This window comes from Arthrobacter sp. 2762, assembly GCF_040548745.1.
Classification (GTDB): domain Bacteria; phylum Actinomycetota; class Actinomycetes; order Actinomycetales; family Micrococcaceae; genus Arthrobacter.
In genome coordinates this window covers 170,966-192,981 of sequence record NZ_JBEPSI010000009.1, presented here as the reverse complement: position 1 = coordinate 192,981, position 22,016 = coordinate 170,966, and the positions used below count along the sequence as shown (strand labels likewise).

Here is a 22,016-nt window from a genome sequence, read left to right as displayed (position 1 = left end):
ATGGCTGTCCCATTTCACGAAAGGGCTGACATGAAAAGGTCGCTCACATTCCTCACCGTCGTCGCCGCCGCGTCGTTAGCGCTAACGTCCTGTTCGGGCGGGGGCGCAAGCGGGGAAAGCAAAGACGGCGCCAAAGCGGAACTAACGTTCTGGCACGGTTACACCGAGGCTGACGGGAAGGTCCTGAACAAGATCGTGGACGACTTCAACGCCTCACAGAATGAAGTCAGCATCAAAGTGCAAACCAATCCATGGTCGGTCATTGATGACACCCTTTTGCCGGCCCTCTCCTCCGGAAAGGGTCCAGACATCGTGGCGATGCCGGCCGAACGGCTCCCGGTCTACGCTGACAAAGGGGCCTTCGTTCAACTGGATGACTTCTACAAGAATCCGTCCAGCAACCTCGACAAGCTGATTCCCGCCGCCGCGGACATGGAAACCGTCAACGGCCACAAATACGGCGTCCCATCCGGCTTCGTTCCTCTGGCGATGTTCTACAACAAGTCCCTCTTTGCCAAGGCTGGAATCACCACCCCGCCCACTACCTGGGACGAATGGATCGCCGCGGCGAAGAAGCTGACCGTGGATGAAAACAACGACGGAACTCCGGAACAGTACGGACTTGGTTTGCCTGACCACGCCACCGTAGCCAACGGCGTCTGGCCTTCCCTCTTCTACGGCAACGGCGGAAACGTCGTCAAGGATGGCAAGGCTGTGGTGGACTCGCCGGAGAATGCCCAGACACTCAAGACGTGGGTGGACGCCATCCGCAACGACAAGATCTCCCCAGCCGGCCTGGACGGTATTGCCGGTGACAAGCTCTTCAGCAGCGGCAAGGCAGCCATGTACCTCGGTGGGCCGTGGATGTCCTCCATCGCCACTGAAAACAAGATCGATTACGGCATTGCCGCCGTCCCTGCCGGGCCTAAGGACCAGGCCGCGTCCGCCATCGGTATTTCGATGGGCATCACAACGCAGAAGGACGAGGCGAAAGCCGCAGCAGCACAGAAGTTCTTCACCTACTTCCTGCAAAAGGAACAGGCAACGGCCTGGTCCCTGGGTTCCGGCTGGCCGCCCCTGCGCTCGGACATCCCGGCATCTGACGTAGCTGCCAATCCTGTAGTGGAAGCCTTGACCAAGCAGTCTGAATTCGGCCGCCCGCTCCTGCCCGGCGTCGTGAACAGCACGGACGTTCTGACCGCCGTCGACAAGCTCACACAACGTGCTGTGGCCGGCGAGAACATTCAGGACCTGCTCAAGGAAACCCAGGCGTCAATCCAGAAGATCGTCGACGCCAAATAGTTGAACGGAACAGGTGCGGCGCCTATGGGGCGCCGCACCGTCCGGAAGGAAGCTCCCAAATGAGCACCACCATGCACAAGAAAACGACGGCGGCACCCCGGTACCGTGCGCCAGCCCCCTTGGGCGGCCGACGCAACCCGGCCATCGGGCAACGCCGCAAGAACATCCAGGCCCTGGCTTTCCTGATCCCAGCACTCTTGGTCCTTGGTGCGTTCACCGCGTGGCCCATGATCTCCGCCCTGCGACTGTCCTTTACCGATGCCAGCGGCTTCGGCAAGGAAAAGTGGGTGGGCTTCGAGAACTACGCCCGCATCTTCACCGATCCGGTCATCCTCAATGCAGTAGTCAACACTGCCCTTTACGCACTGTTGTTCACCCCAATGGCGGTGGCTCTGGCCCTCGTATTGGCGCTGCTGCTGAACGATCCCCGGCTGCCATTTCGGGGGTTCTTCCGAACCGCCCTGTTCCTGCCGTTCATTATCAGCCTCGCCGTGGCCGCGATCGCCTGGTCCTATCTGATCGACCCTCAGGTTGGTTTGTTGAACTACTGGCTGGGGAACGCCGGGATCCGCATCGGAAACGTCCTGCAGGATCCCGTCCTGGCCATGCCCGCGGTTGCTTTCGTTGCGGTGTGGAAAAGCTTCGGCTTCTACATGGTCATTTTCCTCGCCGGCTTGCAGGAGATCCCGGGATCTCTCTACGAGGCCGCGAAGGTGGATGGCGCCGGACCCTTGATGCGGTTCCGGCATGTGACCATGCCGATGCTTTCCAACACCACGGCTTTTGTCCTGATTTTCGCCCTTATCGCGGCCCTCCAAGCCTTCGACCAGATCTACGTGATGACTGGCGGAGGACCTTACGGCCACACCGAAACCGTGGTCATGCAGATCTATAAGTCCGGGTTCCAGAAACTCGACGTCGGTTTCGCCTCCGCACTCTCCTATGTCCTGCTGGCCGCCACGCTGCTGCTCAGCGTTGTCCAGTTTGTTTTCTTCGGAAAACGAGAACGGGAAGGTGACTGATGTCCACCACATTAAGACTGCAGCCCACCCCTGGCCGGGCCGGGTCTAAATCCCGCAATGCCACGAGGTCAAGGCTGAACCGCGCTTTGGTGGTGGTTCTCCTGGGCCTTGCGACGGCCGTAATCCTCTTGCCCATCGTGATCATTGTTTTTACCGCCTTCAAACCCGTGGCCGAGGTTAACGCTTTCCCGCCCACCCTCACCCCGGGCGCGTGGACCTTGGACAACTTCACCAGGATCTTCCAGGACCTCCCCTTCATCCGGCTGATCGCCAACAGCTTCGTCTTTGCTGGTGGCGTTACACTCTTTGCCCTCTTGTTCGACTCGCTGGCTGCCTACGCATTGGCCAGGATCGATTTCACCGGTAAGAAGCTCCTGCTGATTGCGATCGTTGCCAGCCTCATGATCCCCTTCCAAGCCACCCTTGTTCCGGTCTACCAACTGGCAAGCGATCTGGGCTGGGTCAACACCTTCGCTGCGCTGATCATCCCCCGCGCCGCGGATGCCTTCGGGATTTTCTTCCTGCGGCAGTTCTTCCTGTCCCTCCCCAGGGACCTGGACAACGCAGCCCGCATTGATGGCGCCTCTGAGTGGCGCGTCTATTGGAATGTTGTCCTCCCGAATGCCATGCCGGCCATCTTGACGCTGGGAGTGTTCGTCTTCGTGAACAACTGGAACGACCTTCTCTGGCCGCTGATATTCACCACCGACAAGGACATGGGCACTCTGACCTCAGGGCTGACCCTCTTGACGGGACCCGGCGGAATAGTCCCCTACGGCGTGATGATGGCAGGTGCCCTCGTGGCCATCCTGCCCCTCGCAGCCATCTTTATGTTTGTCCAACGCCGCTTCATTGAGAGCGTCGCCACCACAGGATTGAAGTGAGGAAAAATTTGAACTGGCATGAAGACGGGCGCCTGCATTTCGGCCTCGGGATTGAAGACACTTTCATTCCCCAGGAACGCGCCGGAGAGCGGTCCCTGGACGAATACGAACTCACCCAGCACTACCGCTTCTGGCATCAGGACTTGGGGCTTGCCAAGGAGGCGGGCGCAGAGTTCCTGCGGTGGGGCATTCCCTGGTACAAGATCAATCCCGAGCGCGATGTCTGGAAGTGGGACTGGCTGGACCAGGTGATGGACCGGTTCCAGGAACTTGGACTGAAGCCCTTGGTGGACCTGATGCACTATGGAACCCCCACCTGGCTGGACAACCAGTTCCTGAACTCCAGCTATCCGGAACGGGTGGCTGACTACTCGGCCCGGGTCGCGGCCCGCTACGCCGATACGGTGGTGGACTACACGCCGGTCAATGAACCGATGATCCATACCCTGTTTGCCGGAAAGTTCGGGCACTGGCCACCCTACCTGGCGGGCGACGACGGCCTCGTCGCCTTGGTACGCAACCTCTCCAAGGGATTTGTCCTCGCCCAGCAAAACATGGCTGAGGTGCTTGGTGAGCGGGCCATCTTCACCCACGTCGATGCAGGTTTCCGGTTCGTCAGTGACTCGAACAACTGCGAACACGATGATGAACTCCAGCACCTCAAGGCCCGCTCCTACCTGGTGGAGGACCTGGTGACGGGCAAAGTGGATGCCAATCACGAGCTCACGCCGTGGCTTTCCCGGCACGGAATGACCGACCATGATCTGGCATGGCACCAGGAGAACATCGTGCTCCCGGACGTGATGGGTGTTAATTACTATCCCCTGCACTCCACCGAGCTCCTCGAATCTGCGCGTCCCGTCCGTGGTGACATCAACGATCCCCGCGCCGTCCGCAATGACTGGACCGAGGGATTGGCCGATGTTCTGACCACTTACGGGAAGCGCTACGGTGCTCCGGTTGCGCTCACCGAGACCTGCCTTACGGGCTCATACGAGCGGAGGATCGAGTGGCTTGACGCCTCCGTACGATGCGTCCAGGAACTCCGCGCGGCAGGGCAGGACATCGTGGGATACACCTGGTGGCCGGTAACGGATATGTACGAGTGGACCTACCGCTACGGAACCGAACCGCTTGAACATTACCGTCTCACCATGGGCCTTTGGGACCTCGTCCCCGACGAAATCGGCACTCTTCACCGGGTCAAGAACCCCGTCGCGGATAGGTTCCAGCACTACGCTGCCGCAGCTGTGACCGATCCGCCCGCTGCCATCACCAAAGAACCCGCCTTCGCCTCCGAACAAGAAAGAAGCCCGTGGCCACAGCACGCCTGACCCTCGACCCGCAACGGACCATCGGCACAGTTAACCGCAGGGTGTTCGGTTCATTCGTTGAACACCTCGGCCGCTGCGTCTATGACGGCATTTACGAGCCCGGCCACCCACTCGCTGACTCCGCCGGATTCCGGAACGACGTCAAGGAACTTGTCAAGGAACTGGGAATATCAGCGATCCGGTATCCCGGCGGGAACTTCGTCTCCGGATTCAAATGGGAAGACAGCGTTGGCCCGGTGGAACAACGGCCCAAACGGCTGGACCTCGCATGGCACTCCACCGAAACCAACCAGGTCGGGCTGCACGAATTCGCAGGTTGGCTGGAGGAAATCGGCAGCGAGCTCATGCTCGCCGTCAATCTCGGGACACGCGGCACCGAGGAGGCCTTGGATCTGCTCGAATACTGCAACCTCCCGTTCGGTACCGCCTTGGCCGAGCAACGGGCAGGCAATGGCCACGACAAAGCGTTCAACATCAAAATGTGGTGCCTGGGCAACGAAATGGACGGGCCCTGGCAGATCGGGCATCGCAGCGCTGACGACTACGGCAAGATCGCCTCCCGGACGGCGAAAGCCATGCGGCAACTGGACCCTTCCATTGAACTGGTCGCCTGCGGCTCCTCAAGTGCGGACATGCCCACTTTCGGCGAGTGGGAACGAGTGGTGCTGGGGCATACCTACGACGACGTCGACTTCATTTCCTGCCATGCCTACTACGAGATCAAGGACGGGGACCTGGGAAGCTTCCTGGCCTCGGCGGCAAATATGGACCGGTTCATCGACTCGGTCACCGCTACGGCAGACCACATCAAGGCAGTGAAGGGAAGCGACAAAACCCTGAACATTTCCTTCGATGAGTGGAACGTCTGGTACAACGAACGTTTCGAGACGGTCGATAAAATCACCGGGATCGACAACTGGCCCATCGCTCCCCGGTTGCTCGAGGACAGCTATACGGTTGCGGACGCCGTCGTGGTGGGAAACCTCCTCATTTCACTGCTCAACCATGCAGACAGGGTCACGTCAGCTTCCCTTGCCCAACTGGTCAACGTCATCGCCCCCATCATGACCGAACCCGGCGGACCGGCCTGGAGACAGACCACATTTTTCCCCTTCGCACTGACCTCCCACAACGCAAACGGCATTGCCCTGGACACCGGACTCGCAAGCGAAAAATACGACACTGCCGCGCACGGCACCGTCAGGATCGTCGACGCCGCCGCCACCCACAATCCCGACGACGGATCCGCATCGGTCTTCCTCGTCAACCGCAGCTCAGACCGGGAATCCACCGTCACCATCGACACCAGCCATCTCCGGGACGTGAAAATACTTAGCGCCCTGACGCTGACCGATACTGACGTCTTCGCCGCCAACACCCTGGCCGATCCACATCGCGTTCAACTCCGTGACCTCGAAGGAACGGAGCAGCGCCCCGGCACCATCACTCTTACGCTGCCACCTGTCTCCTGGAGTGCGCTGTTCCTGACCAGCACCCCGGAAAAGGCCTGACACCCCACAGCCTCTGGCTCCACCTCATCCAAACAGTCAGACCCCACGCCCAACGAGAAATGGGAGAACAATGCACCAACAATCTGTGCCTTCAGCCATGCCCAAATGCAGGACGAGTCCTCCACGCACCCGACCCATCATCGCCGTCGTCGTGCTTGTCATGCTCGCAGTGCTGGCCGGTCAGTTCACTGCGATACCGTCAGCCATGGCAGTGACCACCGGCAACGGCGCACTCGTGTACTCACCGCCGGCGGGATCCTCGTTCAATCCCGAAGGCGGGCGCGCGGCAGGCACCACCTACGCCAAAGTCATTACCCTCAAGAACAACGGGACCGCCAACGGCACACTGCTGGCCACGTTCGACAAACTGGTACTGACAAACGGCGTTCAGAGCTACCCCATCCACCGCAGCACGGACAACGGCGCCACGTGGACCAAGATCTCTGAAGTGAATCCAAGCATCACCTTTCCTGCCCTGACGCGGACAGCCCAACCTTTCCTCTTCGAACTCCCCCAGCAGGTTGGCAACCTGCCCGCCGGCACTGTTCTGCTCACGGGCATGGTCATGCCGGAAGATCGCTCCAGCAGCAGACTTGTGGTGTACAAGAGCTTGGACAAGGGCGTTACGTGGTCCTACCAGAGCACCATCGACTCCGGCGGGCCCGCAGTTTACGATCCCAGCCCCACCTCCACCACGAGTACTGTTTGGGAACCCTCCCTGGCAATCGACGGCAACGGCGGACTCGCGGCCTACTTCTCGGACGAGCGGCAAAAAGCAAACGGCGTGCTCCAAGCCGTGTCCTACCGACGCTCAACTGATGGCGGCCTCACCTGGGGTGCACTCGGCAACGTTTCCGCGCCGACAAACAACAGTGACCGCCCGGGCATGATTACTGTGACCAAGATGCAGGATGGCCGCTATCTGGCCACTTTCGAAGTGGTCAACCGTCCCAGCCAGTCACAGAACACAGCGCCCGTCTACTTCAAGATCTCGCCCGATGGGCTGAACTGGTCGCCTGAAGCGAGCATCGGCACAAAGGTAGCTCTCAAAGACGGGCGAGGAATTGGGTCCTCCCCCTTCGTGAAGTGGGTTCCCACCGGAGGACCTAAAGGCATGGTCATCATCGCCTCGAAATGGTCACTGGACACAGCCGGCAACATCGACGGCGGCCAGAACTTCTACGTCAACTACAACTTGGGCGACGGTCCCTGGGAAAGGCTCCCCTACGCCGTCACCTATGACGCATCCGATACTCAGGGCGGGTCCTTTACCGGCTTTGCGCAAGGCTTCGACACCAGCGTTGACGGCAGGACCCTCTACCAGGCCACCAACGTTGAAAATCCTGCTACCACCTACAACGATGTTCGAGTCGGCTCAATCCCCTTGGACGCCCAGCAGTACGAGGCCGAACGCGCCGCTCGGCAGGATGCAACCCTGGTGAACGATCCGGATGCGTCCAATGGCTCAAAAGTAGGCAACATCAACAACGCCGGCAGCTCGGTCACCTTCACCGTGAGGGCGCCGACTGCAGGAACCTACACATTGAATATGCGTTACACGAACGGAACCGGAGCAAACAGCTCGCACGCCGTCAAAGTCAACGGTGGAGCATCGACTACCTTGAATTACCCGGCGACCGTCGACTGGGGACGCTACGGCTGGGCGCAGATGACGGCTACCCTGGCGGCCGGAGCCAACACGGTGTCCTTCACCAAGGGAACCTCCTTCGCCGAACTTGATGTCCTCCAGGTCTTCAACCCTTCCAGCAGCCTGGATCCGCAATTCCGGGTTACCAACCGCAACAGCGGCAAATCCCTGGAAATTCTCAGCGCTCTAACAACCGATGGCGCGGGAGCCGGACAATGGGGCGATACCGGCAATGCCACACAGCTATGGAGCATCAAACAAGCCAGCGGGGGAATCCAGCTCACCAACGTCAACAGTGGCAAACTCCTTGAAATTGGCTCGGCAGCCACTGCCGATGGAGTTCAGGCGAGCCAATGGGGCCCCACCGGCAGCCCTACACAGGTCTGGGCACCGACCGTTAGCGGCGGCTGGTGGAAACTCGCCAATGCCAACAGCGGGAAACTGCTCGAAACAGCTGGTGCTTCAACAGCCGACGGCGCACATGCCCAGCAATACACGGCCAACGGGTTCACGTGCCAGGAGTGGAAGCTGAGCCGCGAAGGAATTCAGTAACTTAATGAAGGACCCTCTGCCAGCAAAATCGGCAGAGGGCCCTTCATCGGACCGCACTATTCCTACCGAAAGGCTTCAGGGCTGGATGTGACGCTTCAATGCATCCAAGGTCGTCTCTGGCGAGGTGTTGAAGCAGAACGTGATTCCTGGTGATTCGGCGTTGCACGCATTGATAATCCGTTCGAAGAGTTCCGTGTACTCCGGGACCATCCTGATGCCACCACCGATCATCACCAGGCCGAATTGATCACGGGCGAACGCTTCACGAATCTCTGCTTCGGCCTCGTCAGGCGAGGTGCCGATCAGGCAGGACACTGCATCAAAACCGGCAGCGATGGTCGCCCCGAAGCCAGCCTCGATCCGCTCGGTCATGGTTGCCTCATCGAGTCCCGGCGGCAGTTTGCTGTAGTCAAGCGCGCGGGCATGGATACCGATCATCAGGATTCGACTCATGGTGCTTACTGTGCCACGCAGTGAAATGTTTGTCTGCTTAGTGCACTGCTCCAAACCGGGATAGAGACGACCACTCCTGCCCTTGTTCGCCCCACACACCGTACAACGGGGAGTGGGGCGGACAAGTGCGGGATCCGTGGCAACCGTTTCGTCTACAGAAACTTACGTTCCGCAGAACGTCCGGTAGGGGCCGAAGCTCTCCGGTGCCGGTGCTGCATACCGTTCCAGGCCCGGCCTTTCGCTGTACGGAGATCCCAGTGCTTCAAGCAACCGTTCCGCTGGCCCTGTATCTCCCTCTGTGGCAGCCAAAAGGGCTTCCTCCACCAAGTGGTTTCGAGGGATGTAGATCGGGTTGACCCGGTCCATGTCATCAGCATCCGGCATCACAGCGCGCCAGCGTTCCAGCCAGGCATCGAACGCTGCCAGGTCCAGGATCTGGCCGCGGGCGGGTTCAACCTCCCCGCGGGCTGCCTTACCGAGGCTTCGGAACAACGAGGTGCAGTCCGCACGTGACTCCTGAATCAGCTCAAGCAGGTCATCCACCAAAGGTGAGGCAACGCCGTCGTCAATTCCCTCAGGCACCCCAAGTTTGGCCTTCATGCCGTTGAACCAGGTAGCGCTGTACTGCTCACGGAACGCGTTGAGTGCCTCGACGGCAAGGGCCACTGCCTGCTCTTCATCCTCATGGATAAGAGCGGCGAGTGATTCGGCGAAACGGGCAAGGTTCCACTCGGCAACCAGCGGCTGGTTGCGATAGGCATACCGTCCGGTTTCATCGATGGAGCTGTATACCGCTCCCGGATCGAAGCCGTCCATGAAGGCGCACGGACCGTAATCGATGGTTTCGCCAGACACGGTCATGTTGTCGGTATTCATGACACCATGCACGAAACCGACGAGCATCCACTGGGCCACCAGCTTCGCTTGGACCGCAATGACGCCTTTAAGCAGCCCGAGGTAGCGGTTGGCTTCCCCAGCAGCCGACGGGTGGTGGCGTTCGATCGCGTGGTCGGCAAGGCGGCGCAGCAGATCCATATCGTTGGTTGCCCTGGCGTATTGGAAACTGCCCACTCGCAGGTGACTGCTGGCAACCCGGGTCAGAACGGCGCCCGGCAGGAGAGTCTCGCGCTGAACCGGACCGCCCGTCGCGACCACGGCCAGGGACCTCGTGGTGGGAATGTTCAAAGCATGCATCGCCTCGCTCACGATGTATTCGCGAAGCATGGGCCCGACCACCGCCCGTCCGTCACCGTTGCGGGCAAAAGGCGTCCACCCCGAGCCCTTGAGGTGGATGTCGCGGAGCTTCCCGTCAGCGCTGGCCACCTCACCCAGCAGGAGGGCCCGCCCGTCCCCCAAACGCGGTGAGTACCAGCCGAACTGGTGACCAGAGTACGCCTGGGCCACGGGGGTTGCCTGTTCCGGGAGGGTATTACCGATCAGCAGCCGAACGCCCTCCGGGCTGCGGAGAAAACCAGGATCAAAACCGAGTTCGACGGCGAGGGGCTCGTTGAGTGCCAAAAGCTGCGGCTCAGGGGCCTCCTCCGCCCGCCAGGGAATAGCCATCTCGGGGAAGTCCCGCGCGAAATGTCCCTCTAAGGCGATGGTGGGCTGCGCAATTTCGCTCATCATTCAAGGATAGCGATGGTGGGAAGGGGCCACCGTAGCGCAAGCTTCGGTGAGCGCTTCAGGGCCTAGATCATTCCACCGCGCGCGCCGATGATCAGTTCCAAGGACCGGAGCACAGCGAATGGGACAACGCCGCTGGTGCGCGGGTTTTGTGGCGATACTTTGTTGCAGATTTCAAAGCGGTAATTCCCGCTGCCTCCGGAAGCCTCGATCAAGTGCGTCGTAAGCTCGGCCGCCGGGTCGGCCCTTACAGACACGGCCACGGCGTCCCAGTCATCTACTGCAAGGGCGACGGCGGCTGCCACGTTGAGCGACTTTGGGAACAATTGTGTGGCTTGGGTGGCGGAACCGGAAAAGATCTCGATGGGGCCTGCCGTATTCCGAATGCGATCGGCCTCACCCTCGTCCATCCACGGCTGAATCAGGGAACCCGGCAGCTTGGTTGTGGTTATCCTGACGGCGTCATAGCCGGTTGCACGGGCGCCCGACGCCAACAGGTCCAGGCCACCAATGGAGCCCGGGGTCAAGAAAAGCCTGCCAGGGCCTGCGGCGAACAAGCGCTGTGAGAGGTCAGGGTCCGCAAGCGCCCCGAGTGAAGTAGCGAGCAGGTCTACGCCCGCAGAAAGCACCGCCTCGCCATGCTCAATCAAAACCTCCTGCCCTGCGCATTCAACGAGCAGGTCACAGCGTTCCAACGCTTGGTCAATCTCAAGCCGGGGAGCCGGCGCGTTGTCTATGGCGCTGCGGCAAATGATTCCCTCAAGGGTGGCCCCCTTGACTTTTCCATCGGCAATGTCAGCAGCAACACGAGCCCCGATGGCTCCATGTCCGATTATTCCGATCCTGCGGGCTCCTGGCTTCATTCGATTCCTTGCTTGATGTAGTGGATGGACGAACCGGCGCCGTGATCGTCTAAACGTTCAGGGCAAGTTCGTCCGCGGAGGAAGCCTTCGGGTCGTAGGCGACGATCGAGGCTTCAGTTTTTTTCAGCAGCAGCGCCAGTTGTTCGATCTCCTTGGTGGTCAGGCCGGCGAGCATCTTGCGCTGCGTTTCCAGATGCTTTGAAATAACTTCGTCAATGAGCTCCTTGCCGTGGGCCGTCATCTGGGCGTAGACAACCCGACGATCTTCCTTCGACCGAACCCGCTCAATGAGGTTTTGTTCCTCCATGCGGTCCAGCCGGAAGGTGATGCCGCCAGTGGTCAGCATGGAGGAACTGGCCAGTTCACCGGCCGTCTTCCGGTGCGGCGGGCCGGACCGACGCAAGTTGGCCAAAACATCAAAGGATGCCAACGTGAGCCCGTACTCCTCATAGTTCACATCCTGCACAGCTCGCTGCCTTGCTACCAGGCTCTGCAAGCGGCCAAAGACGCCGATGGTCCTGGGATCAAGGTCAGGGCGTTCGCGGTGCCAGTCCTCAATGATGGCGTCCACGGCGTCCATGTCAGTGTTCCGCGACTCGGTTGTCATGCGCACTCTCTCCTTCGTTCGGTCTAAGCATCTTAACACTGAGCTTCCCAACACATGCGGCAATTTTCGCGCACTTTCCACCGACATCTTGCAGCGCGATCCATTATATCTTAGTCTTGAGATAGTTAGAGTCGAGGGAGATTCACTCCGCGTCTGGCTCTTGGTGTCCCCGGGAACTTTGCCTAGCTGGTTTGGCGCTTCTTCATCAAAAGCCACCCTGGTCGGTTGTGGGGGCCATGAGACCCCTTACCATGTGCTCGAGAATTTCCTGGATGCCTCGGATGTCCCGCAGGGAGGGAGTGCGGACAACGCTGGTGACCACGTGCAGTGCCGCTTTCACCCGGGTTCTGACCACCTCTGGATCGGCACCCGGGTAAATGTCCTCCACCAGTGAGGCCAGATCGGTGATGTAGTCGCCCTGCGCCTCCATTAGGTTCCGCAAATCCCCCTCGGGCAGGTGTGGACGTTCGGACACGGCCAGTTGCAGGAATTCCGGGCTGGCCACCGAGAAAGCAATGTGCGAGGAAAGGATGCGCTGCAGTGCCTCGGATGCATCAGCAGCTTCAGATAGAGCGCGCCACATGTCCATCCACCGCACTTCTTCGGCGCGATGCAGGGCTGCGGCAAGCATTTCCGCCTTGCTGTCGAAGTGGCGGTAAATGCTGGGACCCGCGACTCCAACCTCGGCGCCGATGTCGTCAAGACTCACGGCTTCAAACCCAAACGCGGCGAACTGTCGAATTGAGGCAGCCAGCAATGCCTCACGACGGCTACGCGGCATGGGAATCGACGCGCGCCGGTGGTTCCCCGACGCTTCAATCGGGGGCAATGGCATGACGAGTACTGTGCGGGCGAGCGTGGCCAGCTGGAACTCTTTATCCACCCGTGAAAGCCGGTTGGGGTTCCACGACACACTGATCATCACAGCAAACATTGCCCAAGCCCGCAGGTCCGCCTCGGGCGCCGGCAACGCATGGCTGCCGGACTGCAGTTTGCTGCTCATCGCTAACTTGCTGGCGCTCGCAATATCGAAGCGGGTGGCAGGCGGAAGGTGCCGGGATTCACGCTCCCACAGCACGCCGTTGTCCCGGTGCTCCAAAACTGCCCGGCCCAGAGCCGCGATCAACTGTTCGAGGTCGCCGTCGGGGGCTTGGGTGACGGTATCCAAAACGGGCTGGAAGCTGGCCACAACTGCCTCCCGAAGCAGCTCGCCCTTGCTCGGGAAATGCCGGTAAAGGGCGGATGGTTGAACCGCCATGGCTTTGGCCACGTCGGTCATGCTGACTTGTGCGTATCCCTTCTGCGCGAAGAGGTCACCTGCCGCTGCAAGTATCAGGGCGCGCCGGTTCCGCGGCCTCGTGCCGCGCTCCGGGGCGATGGAGGACTCATTCATGTTCATAAGACTAGTCGGATTCACTTATTTCGCAATATACCGCCAAACTAACACAGTTCTATGAACAACTGCGAAATACTGCCATTCACTTACCGGAGGCCAAGTGGGTGCCAGACCCGAAAGGCATTCCCCAAACTCACGGGCAGGATCGGGATCGACACCGACAGCATCGTCCGTGCTGTCCTGGATGTGGTCCACTGACAGCGACGCTTATGGAGGCTGCTAATGATGCTCTTTCGCCGAGCTGCATTCATCCAGGTCCGCGAGCTGTATTCTCTATCTGAGCCACACCTTGTTGGCCTTTTCTGGTTTGGAACTACGCCCTGCAGGTGCTGAACCATGAACGTTCCTGGGGGAACCATGATTCAGTCCCGATCCGCGCGTTACTTTGAACGCTTGAAGCCAGTGCGATTCGGCGTCGCGGCCGTAGGTGTTGCCATGCAGCTGTCCGCGTGCACCATCATTTCCCTTCCGGGGTTACCCGTCGCAACCACTCCACCTCCCACGACTTCTCCGGTAGAGAGGAGCACAGAAATCGCGACGGCGGCATGGGAAGTACCGCTCGATGCCATCGGCCAACCTGTGGTGGCTGATGGCGTTGCCTTGGTCTACGCAAAGACCCCTGCCGGAGTTGCAGCCCATGCCATTTCAGTTACGAACGGCAAGGAACTGTGGACCCAGCCTGTTCACCCGGGGCTCGAGGCGCCCGCTGTTCCCCTTGAACCTGTTGTCACCAGGACAGCGACAGGGAAGAGTGCCGCCATTTTCCTGCAGGCGGCGACTCCCCCGGCCAATAATGGCGGCGCCACGTGGTGGACTGCCCCGGTGGCCTTTGACCTGAACACCGGCAAGGAGCTCTACCGCGGCAGGCCCGAACTGGTAGGCACCCGTCCCTTTGCCTGCGACGACCACGTGGACATGTGCTTTATCGCCTTTGATGAAACTTCCCAAACAGTGGAGCACTGGGTGGACTTGGGTTCCGGCGAAGATCTGGCCGGTCCCGAAATCAACCCACTCACGGGGAATTTCCGGCCAGTGGGCAAAGAACTGTACTCGGTGGTGGCTGGTGGAGTTGAAACCCTGGCCCACGTCTCTTACGGCGAGGTGCTGTGGGAAGTTGAAATCGAAAAAATCTTTGGCAAAGGGGCCAGCACCAGTATGGGCTGGCACTTCACTTACTCTGAAGAGTTGGATCTCTATGTCGGCTCCGTTGGAATAAACCCTACGGATTTTTCACCCGACAAATTTACAGAGCAAACCTTCTCATTAAACTTGCGCGAAACCGCAAAGACCGTAGGCTTCCGGGCTTCAAGCGCACGGATTCTGTGGACAGCGGACGGCTCACAGGTGGAATGCTCCAAAACCATTGGCACAATAGCGACGAAGCTGGAGGGTGGCGACGCGTTCCCCATTCGATGCGAGTACACCGAGGGGTATATAGAATTTCCCGCGGGCAAGTACAGAGGTGCCAAGTCGAAGCTGGTCGGCTACAACCCCCTGACCGGCGACGCCGCGTGGGAAACCGAGCCCATGGATGTCGGCTGGAACACGAGGGAACTCATTCCTACAGCAAGTCGCGGCGATCTGGTGATTGCGGGTGTCCCAAGGAGCGTGAATCTCTTGGACACCCGGACCGGCAAGTTCCGCGGGGCAAGCTTCGAGGACGTGTTTGTCTGCCTGAAGGAGACCACCTACACGCCACCTCCAAACGGACCCTACGAGGACCAGCCTGGTGGTGCCATCAGCGCTGGCTCGGTTACGGGTTTTCCATGCATGAAGAGTGGCGTGGCCGTCCCAGCACTCACATACGGTGCGCTCACCGACCTCACCACTGCGGAGGACGGCATGGCCGTGATCTCGTTGGAAGGAAAAGTGGCCGGGTACAAGCTCCTCAAGGAATTTGTCTAAGCGAGCTTCACCGCCAGGAACTACCCCTTGAAGACCGGCGCCCGCTTCTCCTGGAACGCCCGGAAGCCCTCGGCATAGTCGTCGGTCTTGCAGAGGCGGGCCTGCTCAGTGTTTTCCTCGGCCATGGACGCCCAGAGGCCCAGGCGCTGATCGCGGATGTGGGCCACGAGTTCCTTGGAGGCAACAAACGCGCCGGTGGCACCTGTTGCCACCCGTTCCACGATCGCCCGGGTCATAGCCAGCAACGCGTCGTCCGGCATCGCGCGGCTGAACATGCCCTGGGCCACCGCCTCCGAACCGGAAATCAGGTCGGCCGTATAGATCAGGTCCAGTGTCCGGTGCATGCCCAGACGCTCGGTGAAGTACCAGTGGCCGCCGGAATCCAAGGTGGCGCCCAGCTTGGCAAAGGGCGAACCGAACTTGGCATTCTCAGCCACGTACACCACGTCAGTGGCCAGCAGGAGCCCTAAACCAACACCCAGGCAAGCTCCATGCGCGGCAGCAAAGGTAGGCGCCGGGAACGCGGCCATCTTCTTCAACAGCGGCTCCACCAGTCCGCCGAGGTACGCCTGCGCGTCATCGGTTTCAGGGGTAACGCCGGCAATGTCGCGGCCGGCGCAGAAGGCTCGTCCCTCTCCGCGAAGCAGCAGCGCCCGCACCTCACCGCGTGAGGCGGCGGCAGCAGCGTCGTCGTACGCCTTGTCCAGTTCAGCAAGCGCGTCCTCGTTGAGCGAGTTCAGTTTTTCGGGGGCATTGAGGACAATTTCGGCAATGCCGTTGGCAATGGAGAGCTCGATCATGGGACTCCTTAGACGTCGAAGTCGACGGTAACTTCTTCGCTGGTGGGGTGAGACTGGCAGGTGAGGACGTAGCCCTTGTCCAGCTCGTCCTGCTCAAGGGCGTAGTTCTCATCCATGGACACCGTACCCGTGACGAGCTTGGCGCGGCAGGTTCCACAGACGCCGCCTGCACAGGCGAACGGAACATCGGGACGGACACGCAGCGCAGCGTTGAGGATGGACTCGCGGGCATGTGTGGGACTGGCGACCTCGCCGGTCAAACCATCCAGCTTGAACGTGATCTTGTAGGTTTCCTTCGACTCGTCCTCCACAACGGGACGGCCGGCATTGCCCTCAGGACGGTCCGGACGACCAGTGGTGAACAGCTCGAAGCGCACGTGCTCGGGCTTCACACCGCGGGCAGCGAGGGTGTCGCGGCATAGTTGGACCAGCTCGAACGGCCCACACAGGAACCATTCGTCCACATCCTCGGCATGGATGGCACTGCTCAGCAAGGCCTGCAGCTTCTCCGAATCGATGCGGCCGGTCATCAGCGGGGCGATCCGCTGCTCGCGGGACAAAACGTGGTGCAGCGCCAGGCGCGAGGGGTACTTGTCCTTCAGATCCGCCAGCTCCTCGAGGAACATGACGTCCATGGCGGCTTTGTTGGCATAGATCAGGTCAAAGGTGGTCTCCGGGTTGGCGGCCAGCAGTGTCCGGGCAATCGCCATCACGGGCGTGATGCCTGAACCCGCAGCGATCGCAACGAAGTTCCCGGGCTCTCCCGCCAACTCCTCCGGGTGGTTCATGGAGTTCATCACGTTGTGCTGGACCGACGAGCCGTCCTTGCCATGCCGTGAAATAAACGCGCCCTGCGGGCTCATGACGTCCAGGACGTCGCCGGCCTTCAGCTCGGCATTGGCCCACGTGGAGAAGACACCGCCAAGGTCCTTCTTGACGGCCACCCGGATCTCGCTGCTGCCATCCACGAAACTGCGCGGCTCTGCGCAGATCGAGTAGCTGCGGCGGATCTCGTGAGGCTCACCATTCTCATCCGGCAGCGTGGTGCGCAGCGCGACGTACTGGCCAGGCAGGTAGTCGTACTGACCGGCCAGCTCGGCGGGAACAGCGAACGTCACCTCGATTGCGTCGTCCGTAAGGCGCCGGACTTCCGAGACGGTCAGGGTATGGAAAGACGCACGACGGCGGCTGGCCGTCTGGGTTTCGGTGGTCATGGAATTCCTTAGAGGACTTTGAAGTAGTCGAACGGTTCCTTGCAGTCCTGGCAGACGAACAACGCCTTGCAGGACGTGGAACCAAAGCGGGTGAGCTCCTTGGTGTTCAGCGAAGAACACTGCGGGCATTTCACGGCCAGGTTCAAACGAACGGGACCGGAGTGGCCGCCGGCGGCAGCACGACCGCTGGGCGGCGCGATGCCGTATTCCTGCAGCTTGGCCTTGCCGGACTCGGTCATCCAGTCGGTGGTCCAGGCCGGGGAGAGCACCAGGTTGATGTGCACGCTTGCGTAGCCTGCGTTCCGGAACGCCGTCCGCAGGTCGTCACCAATCGCATCCATGGCCGGGCAGCCCGAGTACGTCGGCGTGATGGTGACCTCGACGGCGGTACGTGAGGTGCCGCCGTCGTCCGCCTTGTCCGTGAGCTGCGGCGCGTCCGGGGCCTGAACGACGTGTACGCCGCGGAGAATGCCGAGGTCCTCGATGGTGAGGACCGGAATCTCCGGATCGCAGACCGTGGACGCGATGTCCCAAGCCCGCTGCTCTTGTGTCCGTACCTGTGTTGCCATGGTGGTCACCAGCTCGCGCCGGGGTGCTCGCGGGCCAGGACCTGCATCTCAGCAAGGACGTAACCCAGGAATTCCGAATGCTTGCCGCGACGGCCGCCTCCCAGTGCTTGCGGGACGGCAGGGATGTCCAGTTCGGCTTCGGCCATGATCCCGCTGGTAAGCCGATCAAACTCAGCGCGAAGGCTTGAGGGCTGAACTGTCACGCCGGCCTCGGCCAGGCGGGTGGTGAGCTCGTCGTCCTCGAAGAGTTCGTCCACGTACGGCCATACGAGCTTGAAGCCCTGGATGATGCGGGCGCGGGACTCGTCCGTTCCGCCAGCCAGGCGCAGTACCCACTGGGCGCTGTGGTCGCGGTGGTAATCCACTTCCTTGACGGCCTTGGCAGAGATGGCAGCGAGGGTGGGATCAGTGGACTCCATGAGCCGCGTGTAGAGCTCGTACTGGTAGTAGCTGACGATGAACTGCCGGGCGATGGTCACCGCGAAGTCCCCGTTGGGCTGTTCGAACAGGTGCGCGGAACGGAATTCGTGCTCGCGGCGGAAGTACGCCAGATCGTCCTCGGACTTGTCCCATGCGGCACCGGCGTAGGTCAGGAACGAGCGCGCGTGGCCCAACTGGTCCAGCGCGATGTTGCCGAGGGCAATGTCTTCCTCAAGCTCAGGAGCACGGGAAATCCAGTGGCCCAGGCGCTGCGCCAGGATCAGGCCGTCGTCGCCGATCCTGAGGGCAAACTCGGCCACGTCCTCGCTCGGCTTGACCTGTCCGCGCCGTACTTCAAGGGCAATATCCTCCGGGCGGAGGGCGTTGCCCGGCGTGATACGGGTAGCGCTGGCTGAACCATCACCGGAAGCTCCGGCTCCGTGGACGCCCACGGAGATGTCTCCGTGGCCTTCAATGGCGAAGTCAGTGTCTTTGTCAGTCATCACAGGTGCTTCACGCCTTCGCTCTTGGTGTAATACGTTGCGTGGCGGTAGTCCTTGCCCTGCGGCGACTCGAAGAAGGAACCCTTGGAATCGGGATCGCTGGAGGAGATCGCCTCGGCCGGGACAACCCAGATGGAAACGCCTTCATTGCGACGCGTGTAGAGGTCGCGGGCATTCCTGAGTGCCATCGCGGCGTCAGGAGCGTGCAGGGATCCGGCGTGCACATGGGACAGGCCACGGCTGGAACGCACGAAGACCTCCCAGAGGGACCACGGGGTCTCGTGGTGCTGCCGTTCCGCCGGCGTAGTGGACGCAACCTTGGGGGCCTCGCGCTTGATCTCGCTGGCCGAGCTTGCCGGTTCTTCCGGGTTACCGTGGGGAGCCATTATGCTGCGTTCTCTTTCTGTGCTTGCTTGCGGGCGTAGGCAACGGCGGCTTCGCGAACCCAGGCACCGTTTTCGTGTGCCTCACGGCGGCGCTCGATGCGCTGCGAGTTGCAGGGGCCGCGGCCGGCCAGGACTTCTTTGAACTCGTTCCAGTCCAGGGGTCCGTGCTCCCACTTCTTGGTTTCTTCGTTGAAACGGATGTCCTTGTCAGGCAGGGTCAGTCCGAGGACCTTGACCTGCTCCACCATCATGCCGACGAACCGGCTGCGCAGTTCATCGTTGCTGAAGCGCTTGATGTTCCAGGCCATTGACTGCTTGGAGTTGGGTGAGTCATCATCCGGCGGGCCAAACATCATCAGCGACGGCGCGTACCAGCGGTTCACAGCTTCCTGGGCCATCTGCTTCTGCTCAGGCGTGCCGTTGGAGAGTTCCAGCAGGATCTCGAAACCCTGGCGCTGGTGGAAGGACTCTTCCTTGCAGATGCGCACCATTGCGCGGCCGTAAGGACCGTAGGAGGCGCGGCACAAGGGCACCTGGTTGCAAATGGCGGCGCCATCTACAAGCCAACCAATGGCTCCCATGTCCGCCCAGGAAATCGCGGGGTAGTTGAAGATCGACGAGTACCGGGCCTTGCCGGCAATGAGGTCTTCCATCATCTTGTCCCGGGTCTGGCCCAGGGTCTCAGCTGCCGAGTAGAGGTAGAGTCCGTGGCCCGCCTCGTCCTGGACCTTGGCCATGAGGATGGACTTGCGCTTCAGGCTTGGAGCGCGGGTGATCCAGTTGGCTTCCGGCTGCATGCCGATGATTTCCGAGTGCGCGTGCTGCGAGATCTGACGCAGCAAAGTCTTGCGGTAAGCCTCCGGCATCCAGTCGCGCGGTTCGATGCGCGAGTCTTCCGAAATGATGCGATCAAAGTACGCCTTACCGGCTGCCTCCCGCTCCTGCTCTTCCGGGGACAGCTCAGCGGGCACTGATTGCAGATTCTGCGATGCCATGGTTGCTCCTAATAAATTACCGACCGTTCGTTCAGAATATGCGGAGCGGACGTTTTCAGTCAAGCGTTCAGCTGTTGTTGGAGGCGCTTCGCGGGCTGCCAGCTCAAATTCTGCTGGATCAATCGAAGGTTGAGCAGCAGCAGTCCGCGCCATACCGCGGCTGGAGGTCGGTGCCACTCGGAATGATGCAGCAGAATCCTTCACCTGAGGCTCACTCGCTGTTCACGACGGCCCGAAACAGTGGAACCATGACTGATCTCTCACGCCGCACCCTCGTCAAAACATCCATAACCGGCTTGGCTTTGGCTGGCCTCGCAACCGGTACCGCCGCACCTGCGCCCGCCGCTATCCCGCTGGTCCGCAAACGCCTCACACTCCCCACGGGAATTGCCACCGGGGATGTCACCACCGATTCCGCTGTCCTCTGGTCACGCGCCTCAGGCCCGGGCCGATTGAGCGCCCGGCTGCAAGCAGTGGATAACGCTGGCGAAGTCCTGCGGGGACGCTACGGATTCAGCCGCACCATCCAAGGCCCTATCGCTGCCGAAGCCAGCGACTTCACCGCCAAGATCCATGCCAAAGGACTTCCTGCTGGAACCCGCTTCGCCCTTGAACTTAACTTCGAGGACGAGAACGGCCTCGGCGAGGCAGTCAGGGGGACATTCACTACGGCGCCTGATTCGTCTGGGAACGGCGGTCCTGAAGACGGGCGCGGAGGCGGCAGGCCGTCGTCGTCCTCGCAGTCCTTCGTGTGGACCGGCGACACCGCTGGGCAGGGCTGGGGCATCAATGAGGAAATCGGCGGCATGCGTGGCTACAAGGCAATGCACGCAACGCGCCCGGATTTCTTCATCCACTCCGGCGACACCATCTACGCCGACGGCCCAATTGCCGCCACGGTCACGGAGAAGAACGGCCAGGTGTGGCGGAACATCGTCACCGAGGAAGTCGCCAAGGTCGCCGAGACACTCGCCGAATACCGGGGCCGGCACCGTTACAACTCCCTGGACGCCAATATGCGCGCCATGTTCGCCGAGGTCCCGGTAATCGCGCAGTGGGATGACCACGAAACACACAACAACTGGTACCCCGGCCAGATCCTGGACGACGCGCGCTACACCGAACGCAACGTGAACGTCCTGGCCGCCCGCGGCAGGCAGGCCTGGCAGGAGAACATGCCGATCGCGGACTCGGCGGCGTTATGGCGCCCGGGAACGTTCGACGACGGCCGGTACCAACCTGCGCGTATCTACCGGAAGATTTCGCGCGGCCCGCAGCTGGACATCTTCTGCCTGGACATGAGGTCGTTCAAGTCCCCCAACACCGATGGCAAAGAGCCGTACGCCACCAACATCCTGGGTCAGGAGCAGGTCGACTGGCTGATCAAGGAAGTCCGCCAATCCAAGGCGACGTGGAAGGTGATCGCGGCGGACCTGCCGCTGGCCATCATCGTGCCGGACGGGCCCGTAAACCAGGAGAGCCTCTCCAACCGGGACAACGGCGCTCCCCTGGGACGGGAACTGGAAATCGCCGGCGTGCTGAGTGCTTTCAAGCGGGACGGCGTCAAGAACACTGTATGGCTGACGGCGGACGTGCACTACTGCGCAGCCCATCACTACTCCCCCGAGCGGGCCTCGTTCACCGATTTCGATCCCTTCTGGGAGTTCGTGGCCGGTCCTATCAACGCGGGCTCGTTCGGTCCGAATGACATGGACGGAACGTTTGGACCGGAAGTAGTGTTCACCAAAGCTGGCCGCTTCCCGGGCGAATCCCCGCGGGATGGCGAGAACCAATATTTCGGGCACGTGGACCTCGCCCCGGACGGCACTTTTACTGTGAGCCTCCGCAACGCCAACGGGGCCGTGTTGTTCTCCAAGACGCTTACCCCGCAGCGCTGACCCAACTGGGTCGCAGTTGATGCCGTTTTGAGCGTCCAAAACGGCATCAACTGCTACTTGGATGGGGTTTCACGCGACGTCACCTTTGTGTGTTGCCGGTCACTTAAGCGCGCTTTCGGCGTATGCTC

Annotated in this window: 19 protein-coding genes; 8 read left to right on the top strand and 11 right to left on the bottom strand. The window is 61.0% G+C overall.

Going from position 1 to position 22,016, the window contains the following annotated elements; translation table 11 throughout:
- The first annotated feature begins 30 nt into the window (after window positions 1-30).
- From ABIE18_RS17235 to ABIE18_RS17210, 6 genes are all read left to right on the top strand, one after another.
- A complete protein-coding gene (locus tag ABIE18_RS17235; RefSeq protein ID WP_499723845.1) occupies window positions 31-1,302 on the top strand; it encodes an ABC transporter substrate-binding protein in 1,272 nt (423 codons plus the stop codon).
- A 59-nt stretch (window positions 1,303-1,361) separates the two neighbouring features.
- The gene (locus ABIE18_RS17230; protein WP_499723844.1) at window positions 1,362-2,324 is read left to right on the top strand and encodes a carbohydrate ABC transporter permease; all 963 of its coding nucleotides are present in this window, start codon (window positions 1,362-1,364) and stop codon (window positions 2,322-2,324) included.
- Window positions 2,324-3,208, top strand: coding sequence for a carbohydrate ABC transporter permease (locus ABIE18_RS17225; protein ID WP_499723843.1), 885 nt, complete (start codon window positions 2,324-2,326; stop codon window positions 3,206-3,208). The genes ABIE18_RS17230 and ABIE18_RS17225 overlap by 1 nt, the downstream gene beginning before the upstream one ends.
- Window positions 3,205-4,542 carry a family 1 glycosylhydrolase gene (locus ABIE18_RS17220; RefSeq protein WP_499723842.1) on the top strand — a complete coding sequence of 446 codons (1,338 nt, stop codon included), beginning with the start codon at window positions 3,205-3,207 and terminating at the stop codon, window positions 4,540-4,542. The genes ABIE18_RS17225 and ABIE18_RS17220 overlap by 4 nt, the downstream gene beginning before the upstream one ends.
- The gene (gene arfA, locus ABIE18_RS17215) at window positions 4,524-6,053 is read left to right on the top strand and encodes an arabinosylfuranosidase ArfA (RefSeq protein ID WP_499723841.1); all 1,530 of its coding nucleotides are present in this window, start codon (window positions 4,524-4,526) and stop codon (window positions 6,051-6,053) included. The genes ABIE18_RS17220 and arfA overlap by 19 nt, the downstream gene beginning before the upstream one ends.
- A gap of 70 nt (window positions 6,054-6,123) precedes the next feature.
- Complete coding sequence (locus ABIE18_RS17210; RefSeq protein ID WP_499723840.1) at window positions 6,124-8,253, top strand: RICIN domain-containing protein; 2,130 nt, start codon at window positions 6,124-6,126, stop codon at window positions 8,251-8,253.
- A 75-nt stretch (window positions 8,254-8,328) separates the two neighbouring features.
- On the opposite strand, the gene ABIE18_RS17205 is transcribed toward ABIE18_RS17210, so the two are convergent.
- From ABIE18_RS17205 to ABIE18_RS17185, 5 genes are all read right to left on the bottom strand, one after another.
- A complete protein-coding gene (locus ABIE18_RS17205; protein WP_499723839.1) occupies window positions 8,329-8,706 on the bottom strand; it encodes a hypothetical protein in 378 nt (125 codons plus the stop codon).
- A gap of 162 nt (window positions 8,707-8,868) precedes the next feature.
- Window positions 8,869-10,332 (bottom strand): protein adenylyltransferase SelO, encoded by a 1,464-nt coding sequence (locus ABIE18_RS17200; protein ID WP_499723838.1) that lies wholly within the window; start codon window positions 10,330-10,332, stop codon window positions 8,869-8,871.
- Window positions 10,333-10,397: 65 nt separating this feature from the next.
- The gene (locus ABIE18_RS17195) at window positions 10,398-11,195 is read right to left on the bottom strand and encodes an aspartate dehydrogenase domain-containing protein (protein ID WP_499723837.1); all 798 of its coding nucleotides are present in this window, start codon (window positions 11,193-11,195) and stop codon (window positions 10,398-10,400) included.
- Between the two features lie 49 nt (window positions 11,196-11,244).
- Window positions 11,245-11,802, bottom strand: a complete 558-nt coding sequence (locus ABIE18_RS17190) for a MarR family winged helix-turn-helix transcriptional regulator (RefSeq protein WP_499723836.1) — start codon at window positions 11,800-11,802, stop codon at window positions 11,245-11,247.
- A gap of 205 nt (window positions 11,803-12,007) precedes the next feature.
- On the bottom strand, window positions 12,008-13,195 hold the full coding sequence (locus tag ABIE18_RS17185; protein WP_499723835.1) for a TetR/AcrR family transcriptional regulator: 1,188 nt from the start codon (window positions 13,193-13,195) through the stop codon (window positions 12,008-12,010).
- Between the two features lie 339 nt (window positions 13,196-13,534).
- Here ABIE18_RS17185 and ABIE18_RS17180 point away from each other — a divergent pair, with 339 nt between their 5' ends.
- On the top strand, window positions 13,535-15,103 hold the full coding sequence (locus ABIE18_RS17180) for a PQQ-binding-like beta-propeller repeat protein (RefSeq protein ID WP_499723834.1): 1,569 nt from the start codon (window positions 13,535-13,537) through the stop codon (window positions 15,101-15,103).
- Between the two features lie 20 nt (window positions 15,104-15,123).
- Here the strand turns inward: ABIE18_RS17180 and ABIE18_RS17175 are convergent, their stop codons facing one another.
- The 6 genes from ABIE18_RS17175 to paaA are packed head-to-tail and all read right to left on the bottom strand — an operon-like array spanning window position 15,124 to window position 19,990.
- Window positions 15,124-15,903, bottom strand: a complete 780-nt coding sequence (locus ABIE18_RS17175; RefSeq protein ID WP_498687219.1) for an enoyl-CoA hydratase/isomerase family protein — start codon at window positions 15,901-15,903, stop codon at window positions 15,124-15,126.
- Window positions 15,904-15,911: 8 nt separating this feature from the next.
- Entirely contained in the window at window positions 15,912-17,117 is a 1,206-nt protein-coding gene (paaE, locus tag ABIE18_RS17170) for a 1,2-phenylacetyl-CoA epoxidase subunit PaaE (protein WP_499723833.1), read from the bottom strand.
- Between the two features lie 8 nt (window positions 17,118-17,125).
- Complete coding sequence (paaD, locus tag ABIE18_RS17165) at window positions 17,126-17,686, bottom strand: 1,2-phenylacetyl-CoA epoxidase subunit PaaD (RefSeq protein ID WP_499723832.1); 561 nt, start codon at window positions 17,684-17,686, stop codon at window positions 17,126-17,128.
- A 5-nt stretch (window positions 17,687-17,691) separates the two neighbouring features.
- Window positions 17,692-18,609, bottom strand: coding sequence for a 1,2-phenylacetyl-CoA epoxidase subunit PaaC (gene paaC, locus ABIE18_RS17160; RefSeq protein ID WP_499723831.1), 918 nt, complete (start codon window positions 18,607-18,609; stop codon window positions 17,692-17,694).
- Complete coding sequence (gene paaB, locus ABIE18_RS17155) at window positions 18,609-18,995, bottom strand: 1,2-phenylacetyl-CoA epoxidase subunit PaaB (protein WP_499723830.1); 387 nt, start codon at window positions 18,993-18,995, stop codon at window positions 18,609-18,611. The genes paaC and paaB overlap by 1 nt, the downstream gene beginning before the upstream one ends.
- Window positions 18,995-19,990, bottom strand: coding sequence for a 1,2-phenylacetyl-CoA epoxidase subunit PaaA (gene paaA / locus ABIE18_RS17150; RefSeq protein ID WP_224088685.1), 996 nt, complete (start codon window positions 19,988-19,990; stop codon window positions 18,995-18,997). The genes paaB and paaA overlap by 1 nt, the downstream gene beginning before the upstream one ends.
- Window positions 19,991-20,238: 248 nt before the next feature.
- Between paaA and ABIE18_RS17145 the strand changes: the two genes are divergently transcribed.
- Entirely contained in the window at window positions 20,239-21,888 is a 1,650-nt protein-coding gene (locus ABIE18_RS17145) for an alkaline phosphatase D family protein (protein ID WP_499723829.1), read from the top strand.
- Window positions 21,889-22,016: the final 128 nt, after the last annotated feature.

Coding starts and splice junctions, on each gene's coding strand:
- ABIE18_RS17235 (WP_499723845.1), top strand. CDS start 31: ATGAAAAGGTCGCTCACATTCCTCACCGTCGTCGCCGCCGCGTCGTTA.
- ABIE18_RS17230 (WP_499723844.1), top strand. CDS start 1,362: ATGAGCACCACCATGCACAAGAAAACGACGGCGGCACCCCGGTACCGT.
- ABIE18_RS17225 (WP_499723843.1), top strand. CDS start 2,324: ATGTCCACCACATTAAGACTGCAGCCCACCCCTGGCCGGGCCGGGTCT.
- ABIE18_RS17210 (WP_499723840.1), top strand. CDS start 6,124: ATGCACCAACAATCTGTGCCTTCAGCCATGCCCAAATGCAGGACGAGT.
- ABIE18_RS17205 (WP_499723839.1), bottom strand. CDS start 8,706: ATGAGTCGAATCCTGATGATCGGTATCCATGCCCGCGCGCTTGACTAC.
- ABIE18_RS17200 (WP_499723838.1), bottom strand. CDS start 10,332: ATGAGCGAAATTGCGCAGCCCACCATCGCCTTAGAGGGACATTTCGCG.
- ABIE18_RS17195 (WP_499723837.1), bottom strand. CDS start 11,195: ATGAAGCCAGGAGCCCGCAGGATCGGAATAATCGGACATGGAGCCATC.
- ABIE18_RS17190 (WP_499723836.1), bottom strand. CDS start 11,802: ATGACAACCGAGTCGCGGAACACTGACATGGACGCCGTGGACGCCATC.
- ABIE18_RS17185 (WP_499723835.1), bottom strand. CDS start 13,195: ATGAATGAGTCCTCCATCGCCCCGGAGCGCGGCACGAGGCCGCGGAAC.
- ABIE18_RS17180 (WP_499723834.1), top strand. CDS start 13,535: ATGAACGTTCCTGGGGGAACCATGATTCAGTCCCGATCCGCGCGTTAC.
- ABIE18_RS17175 (WP_498687219.1), bottom strand. CDS start 15,903: ATGATCGAGCTCTCCATTGCCAACGGCATTGCCGAAATTGTCCTCAAT.
- paaE (WP_499723833.1), bottom strand. CDS start 17,117: ATGACCACCGAAACCCAGACGGCCAGCCGCCGTCGTGCGTCTTTCCAT.
- paaD (WP_499723832.1), bottom strand. CDS start 17,686: ATGGCAACACAGGTACGGACACAAGAGCAGCGGGCTTGGGACATCGCG.
- paaC (WP_499723831.1), bottom strand. CDS start 18,609: ATGACTGACAAAGACACTGACTTCGCCATTGAAGGCCACGGAGACATC.
- paaB (WP_499723830.1), bottom strand. CDS start 18,995: ATGGCTCCCCACGGTAACCCGGAAGAACCGGCAAGCTCGGCCAGCGAG.
- paaA (WP_224088685.1), bottom strand. CDS start 19,990: ATGGCATCGCAGAATCTGCAATCAGTGCCCGCTGAGCTGTCCCCGGAA.
- ABIE18_RS17145 (WP_499723829.1), top strand. CDS start 20,239: ATGACTGATCTCTCACGCCGCACCCTCGTCAAAACATCCATAACCGGC.